Source organism: Lysobacter sp. Root76, assembly GCF_001428685.1.
Classification (GTDB): Bacteria; Pseudomonadota; Gammaproteobacteria; order Xanthomonadales; family Xanthomonadaceae; genus Lysobacter.
This window is the reverse complement of the sequence record NZ_LMIK01000008.1, coordinates 35905-51978: the sequence shown is the minus strand read 5'-3', so window position 1 is coordinate 51978 and position 16074 is coordinate 35905. Positions and strand designations below refer to the sequence as shown.

General features: G+C 70.1%; 15 protein-coding genes. 9 read left to right on the top strand and 6 right to left on the bottom strand.

The annotated features are described in order from the left end of the window. Positions 1-203 precede the first annotated feature (203 nt). The 3 genes from ASE10_RS15565 (at position 204) to ASE10_RS20595 (ending at position 3622) form a co-directional block, all read left to right on the top strand. Positions 204-1943 (top strand): formylglycine-generating enzyme family protein, encoded by a 1740-nt coding sequence (locus ASE10_RS15565; protein WP_235565917.1) that lies wholly within the window; start codon positions 204-206, stop codon positions 1941-1943. Between the two features lie 69 nt (positions 1944-2012). Beyond that, positions 2013-2942, top strand: a complete 930-nt coding sequence (locus ASE10_RS15560; RefSeq protein ID WP_055909907.1) for a M48 family metallopeptidase — start codon at positions 2013-2015, stop codon at positions 2940-2942. A 428-nt stretch (positions 2943-3370) separates the two neighbouring features. Further along, positions 3371-3622 carry a hypothetical protein gene (locus tag ASE10_RS20595; RefSeq protein ID WP_162255286.1) on the top strand — a complete coding sequence of 84 codons (252 nt, stop codon included), beginning with the start codon at positions 3371-3373 and terminating at the stop codon, positions 3620-3622. On the opposite strand, the gene phbB (ASE10_RS15555) is transcribed toward ASE10_RS20595, so the two are convergent. From phbB (ASE10_RS15555) to gluQRS, 4 genes are all read right to left on the bottom strand, one after another. Continuing rightward, positions 3609-4349 carry an acetoacetyl-CoA reductase gene (gene phbB / locus ASE10_RS15555; RefSeq protein WP_055909910.1) on the bottom strand — a complete coding sequence of 247 codons (741 nt, stop codon included), beginning with the start codon at positions 4347-4349 and terminating at the stop codon, positions 3609-3611. The genes ASE10_RS20595 and phbB (ASE10_RS15555) overlap by 14 nt on opposite strands. 99 nt (positions 4350-4448) lie before the next feature. After that, positions 4449-4952 (bottom strand): polyhydroxyalkanoate synthesis repressor PhaR, encoded by a 504-nt coding sequence (phaR, locus tag ASE10_RS15550; RefSeq protein ID WP_055909913.1) that lies wholly within the window; start codon positions 4950-4952, stop codon positions 4449-4451. Positions 4953-5187: 235 nt separating this feature from the next. Then, positions 5188-5928: an acetoacetyl-CoA reductase gene (gene phbB, locus ASE10_RS15545; protein WP_055909916.1), complete on the bottom strand. Its 741-nt coding sequence runs from the start codon at positions 5926-5928 to the stop codon at positions 5188-5190. Positions 5929-5970: 42 nt separating this feature from the next. Further along, positions 5971-6894, bottom strand: coding sequence for a tRNA glutamyl-Q(34) synthetase GluQRS (gene gluQRS / locus ASE10_RS15540; RefSeq protein WP_235567566.1), 924 nt, complete (start codon positions 6892-6894; stop codon positions 5971-5973). 208 nt (positions 6895-7102) lie between these two features. On the opposite strand from gluQRS, the gene htpX reads away from it, so the two are divergent. Further along, positions 7103-8011 (top strand): protease HtpX, encoded by a 909-nt coding sequence (gene htpX / locus ASE10_RS15535; RefSeq protein WP_055909919.1) that lies wholly within the window; start codon positions 7103-7105, stop codon positions 8009-8011. 85 nt (positions 8012-8096) lie between these two features. On the opposite strand, the gene ASE10_RS15530 is transcribed toward htpX, so the two are convergent. Together ASE10_RS15530 and epmB are read right to left on the bottom strand one after the other, a co-directional pair. Then, positions 8097-10175, bottom strand: a complete 2079-nt coding sequence (locus ASE10_RS15530; RefSeq protein WP_055909922.1) for an EAL domain-containing protein — start codon at positions 10173-10175, stop codon at positions 8097-8099. 62 nt (positions 10176-10237) lie between these two features. Further along, on the bottom strand, positions 10238-11269 hold the full coding sequence (gene epmB / locus ASE10_RS15525; RefSeq protein ID WP_055909925.1) for an EF-P beta-lysylation protein EpmB: 1032 nt from the start codon (positions 11267-11269) through the stop codon (positions 10238-10240). Between the two features lie 213 nt (positions 11270-11482). Between epmB and efp the strand changes: the two genes are divergently transcribed. The 5 genes from efp to ASE10_RS15500 all read left to right on the top strand — a co-directional run bounded on the left by efp (position 11483) and on the right by ASE10_RS15500 (position 15995). Further along, on the top strand, positions 11483-12049 hold the full coding sequence (efp, locus tag ASE10_RS15520) for an elongation factor P (RefSeq protein ID WP_055909928.1): 567 nt from the start codon (positions 11483-11485) through the stop codon (positions 12047-12049). A gap of 368 nt (positions 12050-12417) precedes the next feature. Further along, positions 12418-13758: a TRZ/ATZ family hydrolase gene (locus tag ASE10_RS15515; protein ID WP_055909932.1), complete on the top strand. Its 1341-nt coding sequence runs from the start codon at positions 12418-12420 to the stop codon at positions 13756-13758. A gap of 43 nt (positions 13759-13801) precedes the next feature. Continuing rightward, a complete protein-coding gene (ubiG, locus tag ASE10_RS15510) occupies positions 13802-14551 on the top strand; it encodes a bifunctional 2-polyprenyl-6-hydroxyphenol methylase/3-demethylubiquinol 3-O-methyltransferase UbiG (RefSeq protein WP_055909935.1) in 750 nt (249 codons plus the stop codon). Continuing rightward, positions 14548-15237 carry a phosphoglycolate phosphatase gene (locus tag ASE10_RS15505; RefSeq protein WP_235565918.1) on the top strand — a complete coding sequence of 230 codons (690 nt, stop codon included), beginning with the start codon at positions 14548-14550 and terminating at the stop codon, positions 15235-15237. The genes ubiG and ASE10_RS15505 overlap by 4 nt, the downstream gene beginning before the upstream one ends. Beyond that, positions 15234-15995, top strand: a complete 762-nt coding sequence (locus ASE10_RS15500) for a phytoene/squalene synthase family protein (RefSeq protein ID WP_157480979.1) — start codon at positions 15234-15236, stop codon at positions 15993-15995. The genes ASE10_RS15505 and ASE10_RS15500 overlap by 4 nt, the downstream gene beginning before the upstream one ends. Positions 15996-16074: the final 79 nt, after the last annotated feature.

The window sequence follows — 16074 nt, the reverse complement described above, 5'->3', positions numbered from 1 at the left end:
GCCCGATCCGGGCCCGCACCGGCCGGTGCGGCCCCGGCCCGGCCCGGTCGAATCGCTGGATAGAGCTGGCTGGACAAAGCTGCGGAGGACGTTTGCGCGCACTGGCATTGGCAGGTTTGACGTCGGTCTTGCTGTTCGCGGGTTGTACGCGCGAGCCGGCGGCGCCGGCCACGCCGGGCGCGGGCGCCGGGCGCACGCCGATCGTGACCATCAGCGCTGACCAGGCGGTGTCGCCGGTGCCGGCGTGGCGGCCGCCGCCGGTCGAGGTCAGTCAGGCCAACGCCAAAGCGCTGATGAGCCGCGCCGATGCCGCGCTGGCCGCCGGCGCGCTGTACGCCGACGCCGATTCGGCGATCCCGATCTACTACGCGCTGGTGCAGTACGCGCCCAACGACGCCCGGTTCGCGGCGGGGTTCGAGCGCGCCCTGGCGATGCTGATCGTGCAGGGCGACCAGGCCCTGTCCGAGATCGACGACGACCCCTTGCGCCTGCGCGGCGCGCACGAGGCGGCCGCGGTCGCGCGCGCGGTCGCGCCGGAGAACAAGAAGGTCGACGCCTACCTGCAGCGCGTCGATCGCGCCGATCAGGCCCAGGAAGCCAACCGCCTGGGCGAAGGCGAACTCAACGCCGGCCGTATCGGCGAAGGCGACGTAAACGGAAGCGGCAAGGGCGGGGCGCTGGCCTATTTCCGCGAAGCGCTGTCGCTGCGCCCCGGCGACGTACGCGCCAGCCAGGGCATCGCCGCAGCCGAAAGCGCGCTGATCCGCCGCGCCGAGATCGCCGCCGACCGCGACGACTACGCCGGCGCCGAGCGCTGGCTGGCGCTGGCCGCGCAGGTGCGGCCGAAGATGAACACCGCCGCCGACGCGCAGGGCCGCATCGCCACCCAGCGCGCCGCGCGCGTGGGCCGCCTGCGCGACCTGGGCCTGGCCGCGCTCACTCGCGAACGCGGTATCGAACAGGCGCGCGAGCTGCTGGGCAACCTGCTGCGGATCGCGCCGGCCGGCGATCCGGCGGCGGTCGAACTGCGCGAGCGCATCGACCTGGCCACCCATTACGGCCTGTTCCGCCCGGGCCAGACCTTCACCGAGGCGATGCAGAGCGGCGGTCGCGGCCCGGCGCTGGTGGTGATCCCGCATGGCGCGTTCCGGATGGGCGCCGAGGCCGAAGAGGCCGGCTCCAGCGACGCCGAGCGGCCGACCCGCAACATCCGCTTCGACCGCGGCCTGGCGGTCTCGCGCACCGAGATCACGGTCGGCGAATTCCGCCGCTTCATGAACGCGACCAAGCACCGCGCGCGTGCCAGCCGGCGCGGTTATTCCACCGCCTACGACGAGCGCAGCGGCAACCTGGTCCGGCGCGGCAACGTCGACTGGCAATCCGACTACGCCGGCCGCCCGGCCGCCGACGATATGCCGGTGGTGCACGTCAGCGCCAAGGACGCGATGGCCTACGCGGCCTGGCTGTCCAAGCAGACCGGCCACCATTACCGGCTGCCGAGCGAGGCCGAGTTCGAATACATGCTGCGCGCCGGCAGCGTCCAGGCCTATCCCTGGGGCGAGGGCGCGCCGCTGACCCGGGTCGACAACCTGACCGGCGCCCTGGACGCCTCGCCGACCGGCCGGCGCTGGAACAACGCCTTCGCTGGCTATGGCGACAACGCCTGGGGGCCGACGCCGGTGGGACGCTACCGCGCCAACGCGTTCGGGCTGCACGACGTCGCCGGCAACGTCAGCGAGTGGGTCGGCGACTGCTGGCACGACAGCTACCGGCGCGCGCCGCGCAACGGCGAGGCCTGGGTCAATCCGGGCTGCCGCACGCGCGTGCTGCGCGGGGGCTCCTGGGCGAGTTCGCCGGCGCAGACGCGCTCGGCCTGGCGCCAGGGCAGCGACGCCGACACCACCAGCGCGCGGATCGGCTTTCGCGTGGTGCGCGATATCTGACACGATGGGCGCCAGCGGGACGGGAACCACCGGACCGGCGGCGCCACCAGGCAGGACGGAGGAACTGAGATGAGGATCGACCCCTTCGGTAACGCGCAGCAGCAGGGCGGACAGCGGCGCGGCTTCGGCGGCATCCGCTGGTGGATCCTGATCCTGTTCGCGGGCTACGCGGCCTGGTCCTGGTTCGGCAGCGCCCAGACCGATCCCTACACCGGCGAGAAAGCGCATTACGGCGCCAGCGCCGACGAGGAAGTGCAGCTGGGCGCGCAGGCCTTCCAGCAGGTGCTGGGCGACGCCAGCCAGCAGGGCGCGCTGGTGCCGGCCAACGACAAGGTCAGCCTGCAGGTGCGCGAAATCGCCCAGCGCCTGATCAACCGCGTGCCGCAGGTCACCGCCGATATGGCCGCGCAGCATCAGCAGCAGGCGCCGACCGACTACCAGGGCTTCAAGTGGGACGTGGCGGTCATCAATTCCCAGGAAGCCAACGCCTTCTGCCTGCCCGGCGGCAAGATGGCGGTGTATACCGGTCTGCTGCCGATCGCCGAGAACGAGAGCGCGCTGGCGGTGGTGATGGGCCACGAGATCGCGCACGCGCTGCTGCGCCACGGTTCGCAGCGCATGGCCCAGCAGAAGCTGGTGCAGATGGGCCAGATGGCCGCGGGCGTGGCGCTGGGCGGGATGGATCCGCAACAGCAGCAGGCGGTGATGGGCGCGCTCGGCGCGGGCGCGCAGTACGGCTTCGTGCTGCCGTACGGGCGCAATCACGAGACCCAGGCCGACCAGGTCGGTCTGATGCTGGCGGCGGCCGCGTGCTACGACCCGCGTCAGGCGATCCCGCTGTGGCAGCGCATGGAGCAGTTGGGCGGCGGGCAGCGTCCGCCGGAGTTCGCTTCGACGCATCCGGATCCGGCCAACCGGATCCAGGTGCTGCAGTCCTTGATGCCGCAAGCGGAACAGTACTACCAGAAGTATTGCCAGGGGCAGCCGCCGCTGAAATAGGCGGCGTTGGGCCGAAGAAGCGCACCGTCGCGATGGTGCTGATCCGCCTTCGCTTTGGGCTTGCTTTCGCTCGCTTCGGGGTAGGAGCGGCGTAAGCCGCGACCGCGAACTTCGGCTGCCGCGCTGGCTTCGATTCGGATCGGCTTCGCTTTCTGCTTTCTGTGGGAGCGGCGTGAGCCGCGATCGCGAATTCCGGCTGCTTTGCTGGTTTCGTTCTTAAGCAAAGGCTTCCGCCTGCTGCGCATGCGGGTCACTTTCTCTTGCTAGCCCAAGAGAAAGTAACCAAAGAGAAGGGCTTGCCTAGACANTCGTTCTTAAGCAAAGGCTTCCGCCTGCTGCGCATGCGGGTCACTTTCTCTTGCTAGCCCAAGAGAAAGTAACCAAAGAGAAGGGCTTGCCTAGACAACCCTCCCATGCGAGTTCGGTGCGTGCGCGGGGATTTTTCGAAGGAACATCCTGTTCCTCGAAAAACGGCGCGCGTCCTGCGCGCCGCCCTTCGGGTCTGGGTGGGGTTGGGCGAGTGCGGCGCATTGGATTTCAATGCCGCGGCAACGGCAACGGCAACGGTAACGGCAACGGCAGCGCAACGGCAACTGCAACTGCAACTGCAACTGCAACTGCAACTGCAACTGCAACTGCAACTGCAACTGCAACAAAGCGCCGGCCTCAGAAACTCATGAACAATCCGCCGTTCACCGGGATGTTCGCGCCGGTGATGAAGCCGGCGTCGTCGGCGGTGAGGAATTCGACGGTGCGTGCGATCTCGCTGGGCTTGCCGAGGCGGCCGACCGGGACGCTGTCGACGATGCGGGCGCGGATGTCGTCGGGCACCGCCAGCACCATCGCGGTTTCGCAGTAGCCGGGCGAGACCGAATTCACGGTCACGCCCTTGCGGGCGACTTCGCGCGCCAGCGCCATGGTGAAACCGTGCATGCCGGCCTTGGCCGCGGAGTAGTTGGTCTGGCCGAACTGGCCGGTCTGGCCGTTGACCGAGCTGATGTTGACGATGCGGCCGAAGCCGCGTTCGGCCATGCCGTCGACCGCGTGCCGGCACAGGTTGAACACGCCGTCGAGGTTGACGCCCATGACGTCGTCCCACTGGCGCTTGTCCATCTTGCGCAGGCTGGTGTCGCGGGTGATGCCGGCGGCGTTGACCAGGATGTCGATGGCGCCTTCGTCGCGGCGGATGCGTTCGATGGCGTCGGCGCAGTCGTCGTAGTCGGCGACGTTGGCCGCTTCGAAGCGCACGTCCATGCCCTGGACTTCGTGCCGGAACGCGGCGATGCGCTCCTCGCGCGAGGCCAGGTCGATCGCGATCACGCGCCGCCCGGCGCGCGCCAGCGATTTGCAGATCTCGCTGCCGAGACCGCCGATGCCGCCGCTGACCACGGCGATGCGCTTGTTCATGTGGATCCCCCCGTGCGCCGGCGCGGGCCGGCTACGCGCACGCGCCGGTGCCGCGCGCGGGTGCGCGCGAGCCGTCGCGGATGCTGATCGATGCGCGGCTCAACGCTCGCGCTTGGTGTCGCCCTTGGGCTTGCCGGTGCCGGTGCCGGACGCCGGGCTCTGGCCGACGCTGCCCGACAGGTTCTGCTGGAATTCCTTCCACAGGGTCAGGTTGCGCTCGGTGAGCTGGTTCATCATCGCCCACGGCGTCTGGCCGAGCATGCCGCCGACCTGGTTGCGGAACTGCGCCTGCTGGTCCAGGAACGTCTGCATCGAGCGTTCCAGGTAGTTGCCCATGAAGCCCTGCAGGGAATCGCCGTAGAAACGGATGATCTGGCTCAGCAGCTGGGTCGAGAGCACCGGTTCGCCGTCCTGTTCGTGCTCGGCGATGATCTGCAGCAGCACCTGGCGGGTCAGATCGTCGCCCGAGCGGGCATCGCGTACCTCGAACTCCTCGCCGTCGACGATCAGCTGGCGCACGTCTTCGATGGTGATGTAGCTGGAGATCTCGGTGTCGTACAGCCGACGGTTCGGGTACTTCTTGATGACTCGGGTCGAGGCCATGGAGCTTTGGCTCTAAAATCGTGGTGCCTTGCAGCATGGCTCAGGCCGAGGGGGCTTGCAACAGGTAGGGCCGGGCGGCCGCCCGGCTCGCGGCGCAGGGCGTGCGCACTGTGCAGGCCGTGCACCACCGGCGGGGCGGCGGTCGGCGCTGGGCGAGACGGGCGTCGCGACCCGGCCGGGCGCGCAGCGCGCCCGTACCGGTGGGCGCCGCGCCCGCAGGCGCGACGCGCGGGCTTTACCAGCCCATGTACTGACCGCCGTTGGCGGACAGGTTGGCGCCGGTGATCCAGCCGGCCTCGTCGGGGATGAAGAAGCCGACCGCGTAGGCGATCTCCTCGGGATTGCCCAAGCGCCCGGTCGGGATCTGCGCGACGATCTTGTTGCGCACTTCCTCGGGCACCGCCATGACCATGTCGGTGGCGATGTAGCCCGGCGAGACCGTGTTGACGGTGATGCCGAACTTCGCGTTCTCCTGCGCCAGCGAGATCGTGAAGCCGTGCATGCCGGCCTTGGCCGCGGCGTAGTTGGCCTGGCCGTACTGGCCCTTCTGGCCGTTGATCGAGCTGATCTGCACGATCCGGCCCCACTTGCGCTCGCGCATGCCCTCGATCACCGGGCGGGTGACGTTGAAGCAGGAATTGAGGTTGGTGCCGATCACGTCGGTCCACTGCTGCGGGCTCATCCGATGGAAGGTCGAGTCGCGGGTGATGCCGGCGTTGTTGACCAGGATGTCGACCGGGCCGAGCTGGCGCTCGACGTCGCGGATCAGCGCTTCGGCCTGTTCGGGGGAAGAGACGTCGCCCTGCGCGATCGCCACGTCGATGCCGAGTCCTTTCATTTGCGCCTGCCAGGCGCGTCCTTTGGCCTCGTCGCGGTAATTGGTCGCGACTTTATGGCCCATCTGGGCCAGGCGTTGGACGATCGAGGTGCCGATGCCACCGGTACCGCCGGTGACCAGTGCGACGCGTGACTGCATGTCTTCCTCTCCACGGCCGCGACGTGCGGCCCTGAGCCGATTCTAGTCAGCAAATATGAAATCGCCGTTGTGCATCGCGGCGAGCGAAACCGTCGGTGTGGAGGCGATGCGCCCGGGCTCGAATTCGGCCTGCGCACGCGCGAGCAGGGCCGGCACCGAGCCTACGCCGGTCAGCGCGGCCGGCGCCTGCCCGAGCGCGCGCCAGGCCGCGCGCAGCGCCGGCAGCGGTTGCCGCGGATCGACCGCCAGGGCGGCGTCGGACTTGGAGAGCTTGCGGCCGTCGCTGCCCAGCACCAGCGGCAGGTGGGCGTAGTCCGGCGTGGCCAGACCCAGGGCGCGCTGCAGCAGGATCTGGCGCGGCGTCGAGTCGAGCAGGTCGGCGCCGCGGACCACGTCGCTGATGCCCTGGGCCGCGTCGTCGACCACCACCGCGAGCTGGTAGGCCCAGTAGCCGTCGGCGCGGCGCAGGACCACGTCGCCGACCTCGCGGGCGACGTCCTGCGACTGCGCGCCGCGGATGCGGTCCTGGAACGCGACCACGCTGCCGTCGGCCACGCGCAGGCGGATCGCCGGCGCGCGGCCGGGGCGGTCCGGCGCGGCCACGCAGCGGCGGTGGATGCCGCCGACCGCGGCCAGATCGCTGCGGCTGCAATGGCAGGGGAAGGCCAGGCCCTGCGCCAGCAAGCGTTCGATCGCGGTGCGGTAGACCTCGCCGCGCTCGCTCTGGCGCAGCACCGGTTCGTCGGACTCCAGGCCGAACGCGCTCAAGGCCTGCAACTGGCGCTCGGCGGCACCGGCGACTTCGCGCGGCGGGTCCAGGTCCTCGACGCGTATCAGCCACGCGCCCTGCGCATGCCGGGCCAGCAGCCAGCTGCCGAACGCGGCCAGCAGCGATCCGAAGTGCAGGTCGCCGGTGGGCGAGGGCGCGAAGCGGCCGCGGTAGCTCGGGGCGTGGGATGCGGACAAGGGCGTGTGGCCGGGCATGGTTTTGGGGTGCGCGAGGCGGGCCGAATGCGCATCCGGCCAACCCGAATGCGTCGATTCGGCTTGCGTATCGTCAACCGACTCGTCGAGCAAAGCCGCGACGGTGTCGGTTTCACTTGAATTCACGCCGAGCCTGCCACATTTTCTACCTGACCGCGCACGGTGCGCGGGTACGGTTCATCCCTAGACCATGTTCAAACGCATCGCTCTTTTCCTTGCCACCAACCTGGCCGTCCTCGCCTTGCTCAGCATCGTCATGGCGGTACTGCGGCAGTTCGGCATCGATACCGGCCGCAACGGTTCGCTGCTGATCATGGCCACGCTGTTCGGTTTCGGCGGCGCCTTCGTTTCGCTGTTGCTGTCCAAATGGATGGCCAAGCGCAGCACCGGCGCGCACGTGATCGAACAGCCGCGCAACGAAGCCGAACAGTGGCTGGTGAACACGGTGCGCCGTCAGGCCGAGGCGGCGGGCATCGGCATGCCCGAGGTCGCGATCTACGACGCGCCCGAGATCAACGCCTTCGCCACCGGCGCCAACCGCAACAACGCGCTGGTCGCGGTGTCCACCGGCCTGCTGCGCTCGATGAGCCGCGACGAGGCCGAAGCGGTGCTCGGTCACGAGGTCAGCCACGTCGCCAACGGCGACATGGTGACCATGGCCCTGGTCCAGGGCGTGCTCAACACCTTCGTGATCGTGCTGGCGCGCCTGGTCGGCCGCGTGATCGACGGTTACCTGGGCGGCAGTCGCGACGGCAGCCCGGGTCTGGGCTACTACGCGATCGTGTTCGTGCTCGACATGGTGTTCGGCCTGTTCGCGAGCATGATCGCGATGTGGTTCTCGCGTTACCGCGAGTTCCGCGCCGATGCCGGCGGTGCGCGCCTGGCCGGCCGCGACAAGATGATCGGCGCCCTGGAGCGCCTGGGCCAGACCTACGGCGAAAGCACGCTGCCTAAACAGGTGCAGGCCTTCGGCATCAGCGGCGCGGTCGGCCACGGCCTGTCCAAGCTGATGCGCAGCCATCCGCCGCTGGAAGAGCGCATCACCGCGCTGCGCAACGCTCCGGCCGAGACGGTGCGCGCTCCGGTGGTCGCGCGCTGATCGCGCACCGCAAGCGCCAGAAAAAAGCCCGCCATCCGGCGGGCTTTTTCTTTTGGGGGATGAGGCAACTGCCCGAATCCCGCGCTTACTGGAAGTCGTAGTCCATTTCCGGCCCGGCCGCGGCCAGGAAGTGGCCCTGGGCGTAGTCGATGCCGGCGGCGAACAGGAACGACATGCTGGCCGCGTCCTGGACGAATTCGGAGATGGTCTGCTTGCCCAGCTCGCGGGCCTTGGCGGCGATCTCGCGGATGCGCTGCTGGTGGTCGGCGTTGCTGGTCAGGTCTTCCATGAAGGCGCGGTCGATCTTGAGGAAGGCCGCGTCGAAATGGCTGAGCATCTGGAACGAGTTCAGGCCCGAGCCGAACTGCTCCAGGCCGACGCGCACCCCGAAGCGGGCGACGCGGGCCTGGAATTCCTGCGCCGCGCGCAGGTGGGTGAAGACCTTGGACTCGGGCAGCTGCAGCACCAGCAGGCGGCCTTCGGCGTTCTGCCGGGCCAGCTGCTCTTCGATGTGCTGGAGCAGGCTTTCGTCCTGCAGCGAGGCCTGGGTGATCTTGACCAGCAGGGTGGTGCGCTTGCCGGCGCGCAGGCGCTCGCCGATGACCTGGATCGCCTTGCCGACGACCCAGCGGTCGATTTCCCACAGCAGGCCGTGTTCCTCGGCGATCTGCAGGAAGGTCAGCGGCTGCACCAGTTCGCCCGGCTCGCCCTGCATGCGCAGGTAGGCCTCGTACATCTCCATCGGCTCGCCGTGCAGATTGATCAGCGGCTGGTAGTTCATCAGGAAGCGGTCGGCGTCGAGCGCGTCGCGGATGCGGGTGACCCAGGCCTCGACGCGTTCGGACTCGGCGCGGTCGGCCGCGCCCGGGTCGAACAGTTCGGAGCGGTTGCCGCCGACGCCGATGCTGGACTGCACGCACTGGCTGGCCTTGCCCAGCACCGCGGTGACGCTGGCGATCTTTTCGCCGATCTGTACGCCGCCGATGCTGACGGTGGTGTTGAGCGAACGGCTGGCGGTTTCCAGCACGTGGTCGGCGAAGGCGGCGCGCAGGCGCTCGGCCAGGGCCGAGGTCGCGTGGTAGTCGCAGTTCGGCGTGAGCACCGCGAACTGGTGCTCGGAGAAGCGCGCGGCGACGTCGTCGGCACCGATCACGGTGCGCAGGCGCTCGCCGAACGCGGCGATCAGTTCGTCCGAGGCGTCCAGGCCGATTTCCTGCAGCAGCCGCGCGTAATGGTCGGGCTCGATCAGCAGCAGGCCGTGGTGGGCGTTGTTCTGGGCGGTGTCGGAGACCGCGTCTTCGAGCGCGCGCAGGAAGGTGGCGCGGTTGAGCAGGCCGGTGACCTGGTCGCGCTGGCGCAGGGCCTCGACCTCGCGCGCGAGTTCGGGATCGAACTCCTGGCGGCGCAGGACCACCTGCAGGCATTGCTCGCCTTCGTAGGTGGCGGGGGTGAATTCCATGACCGCGGCGAAGTGGCTGCCGTCCAGCGTGCGCGCTTCGGTTTCGTAGCGCGGCGGCGGGGCTTCGCCCTTGGACAACTGCTTGAGCAGCTGCTTGAAGCCGTCGACCTGACCCGGCGCGACCATGTCCAGCAGCGACATGCCCTCGATTTCCTCGAACGACTCGAAGCCGAAGATTTCCAGGTAGGCCGTGTTGGCGCGGATGTGCATGCCTTCGTGGATGTAGGCGATGGGCTCGCGCGAGGAGTCGATCAGGCTGTCGCAGCGGCGCTCGGTCTCGCGCACCTGGGATTCCAGGCGGCGCAGCGAGCGGCGCGCCTCCAGGTCGGCCCATTCGGCGCGGACCACGTTCTGCACGTGGTCGGTGTGGCCGCGCAGGATCACGCTGCGCGCGCCCATCGACAGCACTTCCAGCAGGCGGGCGTCGTCGACCGTGTCCAGCAGCACGACCACCGGTAGGTCCTTGCCGGTGCTGTCGACCTGCTGCATGACCTTGGGCAGGGGCACGTTGCGCGCCTCGCGCGCGGCCAGCACCAGGTCCGGCTGCTGCTGGCCGATCAGCGCGGCCAGCTCGGTTTCGTTCTCAGGACGCGACGGGCGCACGGCGATGCCGCTGTTGCGCAGGCCGCTGACGATGGCTTCCGCCGCCTCGACGCTGTCGTCGACGATCAGCAGGCGCAGCACCATGTCTTTGCCGAATTGCATTCACCACCTCCGTGGCCCGGGTTTATGACACGAAGGCCGGGCCAGAGTCCATGCGAACTGCGTTACAGCGGTCGCTTTCCGGGATCTCCGGCGATCTCGCGCACCAGTTTTGGAACCAGATAGCCAGAAAGCCGCGCGGCCAGTGCGCGATGCAGCGCACGGGCGCGTTCGTCGTCGATTTCGAAGTGCGCAGCCCCCTGCACACGATCGAGTTGATGCAGATAGTACGGCAGGACGCCGGCGCGGAAACCACGTTCGCTCAAATCTGCGAGCGCCTCCACGCTGTCGTTGACACCGCGCAGCAGCACGGCCTGGTTGAGCAGGGTCGCGCCGGCGCCGCGCAGGCGGGCCAGGGCGGCATCGACGGTCTCGTCGAACTCCTGGGCGTGATTGGCGTGCAGGACCACCGTGACCGGCCAGGGCAGGGCGCGCAGCCAGGCCAGCAGCGGCGCGTCGACGCGCTCGGGCAGGACCACCGGCAGGCGGGTGTGGATGCGCAGGCGCTTGAGGTGCGGGACCCGGGCCAGGGCGTCGCTGAGTTCGGCCAGCTTGGGCGTGGCCAGCGACCAGGGATCGCCGCCGGACAGGATGACCTCGTCGATCCCCGGGTCGGCCGCGATCAGTTCGACCGCGCCGCGCCAGCCGGCGGCGGCCGCGGTTTCCTCGGCGTAGGGGAAATGGCGGCGGAAGCAGTAGCGGCAATGAATCGCGCAGCTGCCGGTGGCGACCAGCAGGGCGCGGCCGCGGTATTTGCGGATCACCCCGTCGGCGGCCTTGGCGGCGCCGTCGCCGACCGCGTCCAGGGCATAGCCGGGCATCGGCCGCAGTTCCTCGTCCAGCGGCAGGACCTGGCGCAGCAGCGGGTCGTGCGGGTCGCCGGCGCGCATGCGGGCGACGAAGCCGCGCGGCACCCGCAGCGGGAATTGGGCCGCGGCCGCGTCCGAGACCCCGGCGGCGAGCCCGTCCAGCCCCAGCAGGGCCAGCAGTTCGCGCGGATCGCGCACGGCGTCGCGCCACAGCGCCTGCCAGCGCGCGGGCGCGGCCGGGCGCGGGAGGGGGTGCGGCTGCAAGGAGGCCGGGGCTGCGGGTATCATGTGGGGCTAGCTTGTATGGATCCGGTTTCGTGGGTCCGGGGCCCAGGGGATGTCTCCCGGTTCCGGTCCCGTTCGCGTCCCGCCCGGCCTTTCGGCGGCGGTGGGCGGCGCAGCCCGACATTCTAGCCTTCCGCCGCCGGCGCGGCGCTCCCTCGGGGCCTTGCGGTCCGGTGGGCGCTACCGCCCCATCATTTCTTAGTTAGGAGTTCCAGCATGGCCAGCTTGGGCATGAACGACGTCAAGACCGGACAGAAGATCCTGGTCAATAACGACCCGTGCATCATCACCGAGACCGAATACGTCAAGCCGGGCAAGGGCCAGGCCTTCACCCGCATCAAGTACCGCAGCATCAAGTCCGGCCGCGTGGTCGAAATGACCATGAAGGCCACCGACAGCGTCGAACAGGCCGACGTGGTCGACACCGACATGCAGTACCTGTACTCCGACGGCGAGTACTGGCACTTCATGAACCAGGAGTCGTTCGAGCAGGTCCAGTCCGACAAGGCCGGCATGGGCGGTTCGGAGAAGTGGCTCAAGGGCGAGGAAGAGTGCGTGGTGACGCTGTGGAACGGCGTGCCGATCGCGGTCCAGCCGCCGAACTTCGTCGAGCTCAAGATCACCGAGACCGACCCGGGCGTGCGCGGCGATACCTCGGGCGGCGGCGGCAAGCCGGCGACCCTGGAAACCGGCGCGGTGGTGCGCGTGCCGCTGTTCGTGGGCCAGGACGAAATCATCAAGGTCGACACGCGTTCGGGCGAGTACGTCAGCCGCGTGAAGTGATCCATGGGCCCGTGGCCGCTTGCGGCCGCGGGCTTGCCGATGGGTCGTCCCCGCGCAGGCGGGGCAGGGCGTGCGTTTGCGGGACGCCGGCTCGCGAACGCACTAGCGCCAGCGCAGTGCCGGGGTGCCTGCAGGGCCCTCGCAACGTCTCCACGAAGCGGGGAGCCAGCGGGGAACCATGGAATCCGGCGATGGCCGGATGCTTCGGTTCCCCACCGGCCAACGCTCTGGCGCCCACGCTCGAGCCGGGCGGTCCGGACGCGACGCCGCGCCAGCGGGCCGTCCGCGCGTAACCGCAAGCGGCGTCCGACCCGCTACGCTGTCGATATGCGCCGCCGTTGCGCGGTAACGAAGAGCCGAAAACGCGAATGACGATCGATACCCCAGCCCAGCCCTGCGACCTGTTGATCGAAGCGGGCTGGGTGGTCCCGGTCGAGCCGCACGCGGTCGTGCTGGAAGACCACGCGGTCGCGGTGCGCGACGGCGCGATCGTCGACATCCTGCCGACAGCCGACGCGCGCATCCGCTACCGCGCCGCCGAGACCGTGGCGCGGCCCGAGGCGGCGCTGATCCCGGGCATGGTCAACGCCCACACCCATAACCCGATGACCCTGCTGCGCGGCATCGCCGACGATCTGCCGCTGATGGAATGGCTGCAGGGCCACATCTGGCCGGTCGAGGCGGCGGTGATCGGGCCGCAATTCGTCGAGGACGGCATCACCCTGGCGATCGCCGAGATGCTGCGCGGCGGCACCACCTGCGCCAACGAGAACTACTTCTTCCCCGACGTCCAGGCTGCGGTCTACAAGCGCCACGGCTTCCGCGCCCGGGTCGGCCTGCCGGTGATCGATTTCCCGACCGCCTGGGCCCAGAGCTCGGACGAATACTTCGACCGCGCCGGCGAGGTCCACGACCTGTGGCGCGACGATCCGCTGGTCGCGACCGCGTTCGCGCCGCACGCGCCGTACACGGTCAGCGATGCCAATTTCGAACGCATCCGCATGCTCGCCGACCAGCTCGACCTGCCGGTGCACCTGCACACCCACGAGACCGCGCAGGAAGTCGCCGACTCGATCAAGCTGCACGGCCAGCGCCCGCTGGCGCGGCTGGACCGGCTGGGCCTGGTCACCGACCGCCTGATCGCCGTCCACATGACCCAGCTCACCGACGCCGAGATCGCACTGTGCGCCGAGCGCGGCGTGAGCGTGGTGCATTGCCCCGAATCCAATCTCAAGCTGGCCTCGGGCTTCTGCCCGGCCTGCAAGCTGCACCAGGCCGGCGTCAATCTGGCGATCGGCACCGACGGCTGCGCCAGCAACAACGATCTCGACATGTTCGGCGAAACCCGCACCGCGGCCCTGCTGGCCAAGGCCGTGGCCGACGACGCCTCGGCGCTGGACGCGTTCAGCGCGCTGCGCGCGGCGACCCTGGGCGGCGCGCGCGCGCTGGGCTACGAAACCAGGATCGGCTCGATCGAAGTCGGCAAGCAGGCCGACCTGGTCTGCGTCGACCTGGGCCAGCTCGAAACCCAGCCGCTGCACCACGTGGTCTCGCAGCTGATCTACGCCAGCGGCCGCCATCAGGTCAGCGACGTCTGGATCGCCGGCGCGGCCAAGCTGCGCGAGCGCGTGCTGGTCGACCTCGACGTGCAGGCCCTGATCGCCAACGCGCGCCAGTGGCGCGGCCGGATCGCCGCGCTCGGACGCTGAGTCCGGCATCCCCCTTTCACGCAACGTTGCACAGGCAGAGTCCATGAGCGCACACGGCAACGCGTCCGAACCGGCCCAGGCCGGCGCCGACGATAACTTCAGCCAGGCCGAACTCGACAAGTTCGGCGCCCTGGCCAACCGCTGGTGGGACCCGCAGGGCCCGCAGAAGGCGCTGCACGCGCTGAACCCGGCGCGGCTGGGCTATGTCGCGCAACGCGCGACCCTGACCGGCGCGCGCGTGCTCGACGTCGGCTGCGGCGGCGGTCTGCTCAGCGAGGCCTTGGCCGGCGCGGGCGCCGAGGTGGTCGCGATCGATCTGGCTCCGGAACTGATCAAGGTCGCGCGCCTGCACAAGCTGGAAACCGGCGTGCGCGTGGACTACCGCCAGCAGTCGGTGGAATCGCTGGCGGCGGAGCAGCCGGCCAGCTTCGACGCGATCACCTGCATGGAGATGCTCGAGCACGTGCCCGATCCGGCGGCCATCGTGGGCGCCTGCGCGAAGTTGCTGAAGCCGGGCGGGCGGCTGTTCCTGTCCACGCTCAACCGCACCCCGGCCGCGTTCGCGCTGGCCATCGTCGGCGCCGAGTACGTCGCCCGCGTGCTGCCCAGGGGCACCCACCAGTACCGCGACTTCATCAAGCCCTCGGAACTGGCGGCGTGGCTGCGCGCGGTCGAGCTGCAGCTGGAAGACGTCAGCGGCCTGATGTACGAACCCTGGCGCAACGCCGCGCGGGTGATCGCGCGCACCGACATCAATTATCTGGCCTGCGCCCGCAAGCCGGAGGCGGCATGAACCGCGAAGCCGCTGCGATGGGCTTTCCGAAAGCCGCATTGTTCGATCTGGACGGTACCCTGCTCGACAGCGCGCCGGACATGCTGGCGGCGCTGAACCTCATGCGCGCGCAGCGCGGCGAGGCGCCGATGCCGCTGTCGCAATTGCGCCCGCACGTGTCGCGCGGCGGCCAGGCCATGCTCGCGGCGGCGTTTCCGGACGTGGCCGCGGAGCTGCGCAGCACCTGGCTGCAGGAATTTCTCGATCACTACCAGAACGAACTCGGCCGCCACGGCGGGCCGTTCGACGGCATCGAGGCGATGCTGGCCGAACTGGAAGCCGCCGGCTGCGTCTGGGGCATCGTCACCAACAAGCCCGAGTACCTGGCGCAGTTGCTGCTGCCGCTGCTGGGCTGGGAATCGCGCTGCGCGGTGCTGATCGGCGGCGACACCCTGCCCAGGCGCAAGCCCGATCCGCTGCAGCTGACGGTCGCCGCCGAACGCATCGGCGTGGACCCGGCCGACTGCGTCTACGTCGGCGACGACGAGCGCGACATCATCGCCGCGCGCGCGGCCGGCATGACCTCGGTGGTCGCGCTGTGGGGCTACCGCCTGGCCGAGGACGATCCGCAGGCCTGGCAGGGCGATCGCCTGGTCGAACTGCCGCACACCCTGTGCGTGGCCGCGGCCTGGCCGGTCCGGCGATGAGCGAGCCGCACGCCGGCGACGCGCACACGCCGACCGGCAGCGCAGCGCCGGACGACGCGCTGGCGAGCTTCATCGGCAAATGGCGCGCGCGCTGGCCCGAGTGGGCGCTGGCCGAAACCTTCGTGCCGCCCGCGCAGCGCGAAACCGCGCTGGCCTGGGCCGCGTTGCAGCAGGAGCTCGGCGACGCCGCCTGGGGCGGACGCGACGCGCGTCCCGGCGAACTCAAGCTGGGCTGGTGGCTGGAAGAGCTGCAGGGCTGGTCGCAGGGCCGGCGCCGGCACCCGCTGGGCCAGGCGCTGCAACGCCGGCCGGCGCCCTGGGCCGCGCTCGCGGCCGCATTGCCGGGCCTGGCCGAGACCCGCGAACGCCCGCTCGACCGCGCCGAGGCCTGCGCGCAACTGAACGGATTCGCCGCCGCGATCGCCGCGATCGACGCCGCACTGTTCGGCGCCGAGCCGGGATCCGGCGATGCGGCCGTCGTCGCCGCCTACCTGTTGCATGCGCGTTTGGCGCTGGAGGGCGAGCGCGCGGCGCCGCTGGGCGTGCTCGCGCGCAGCGGCGAGGCCGGCGCGGCCGCCGCCTGGGCCGAGGAACTGCGAGCGCACTGGCCGGCAGAGGCCGCCGCGACCGTGCCGCGGCGGCTGTGGGCCGGGCTCGCGTTGGCCCGCCTGCGCGCCGACGATGCCGCGCGCCCGCTGTCGCCGTGGCGTGCCCTGTGGAGCGCCTGGCGTGCCGCACGCCGGCGCAGCGGCACTTAAGGTGCGACCGCAGGCAGCCCAACCGCGGCCGTGCAGACACAGCGTTTCAGCCCCGGACAGGGGCGGGCGGGGCGCGACC

Coding starts and splice junctions, on each gene's coding strand:
- ASE10_RS15560 (WP_055909907.1), top strand. CDS start 2,013: ATGAGGATCGACCCCTTCGGTAACGCGCAGCAGCAGGGCGGACAGCGG.
- phbB (WP_055909910.1), bottom strand. CDS start 4,349: ATGAACAAGCGCATCGCCGTGGTCAGCGGCGGCATCGGCGGTCTCGGC.
- phaR (WP_055909913.1), bottom strand. CDS start 4,952: ATGGCCTCGACCCGAGTCATCAAGAAGTACCCGAACCGTCGGCTGTAC.
- phbB (WP_055909916.1), bottom strand. CDS start 5,928: ATGCAGTCACGCGTCGCACTGGTCACCGGCGGTACCGGTGGCATCGGC.
- htpX (WP_055909919.1), top strand. CDS start 7,103: ATGTTCAAACGCATCGCTCTTTTCCTTGCCACCAACCTGGCCGTCCTC.
- ASE10_RS15530 (WP_055909922.1), bottom strand. CDS start 10,175: ATGCAATTCGGCAAAGACATGGTGCTGCGCCTGCTGATCGTCGACGAC.
- epmB (WP_055909925.1), bottom strand. CDS start 11,269: ATGATACCCGCAGCCCCGGCCTCCTTGCAGCCGCACCCCCTCCCGCGC.
- efp (WP_055909928.1), top strand. CDS start 11,483: ATGGCCAGCTTGGGCATGAACGACGTCAAGACCGGACAGAAGATCCTG.
- ASE10_RS15515 (WP_055909932.1), top strand. CDS start 12,418: ATGACGATCGATACCCCAGCCCAGCCCTGCGACCTGTTGATCGAAGCG.
- ubiG (WP_055909935.1), top strand. CDS start 13,802: ATGAGCGCACACGGCAACGCGTCCGAACCGGCCCAGGCCGGCGCCGAC.
- ASE10_RS15505 (WP_235565918.1), top strand. CDS start 14,548: ATGAACCGCGAAGCCGCTGCGATGGGCTTTCCGAAAGCCGCATTGTTC.
- ASE10_RS15500 (WP_157480979.1), top strand. CDS start 15,234: ATGAGCGAGCCGCACGCCGGCGACGCGCACACGCCGACCGGCAGCGCA.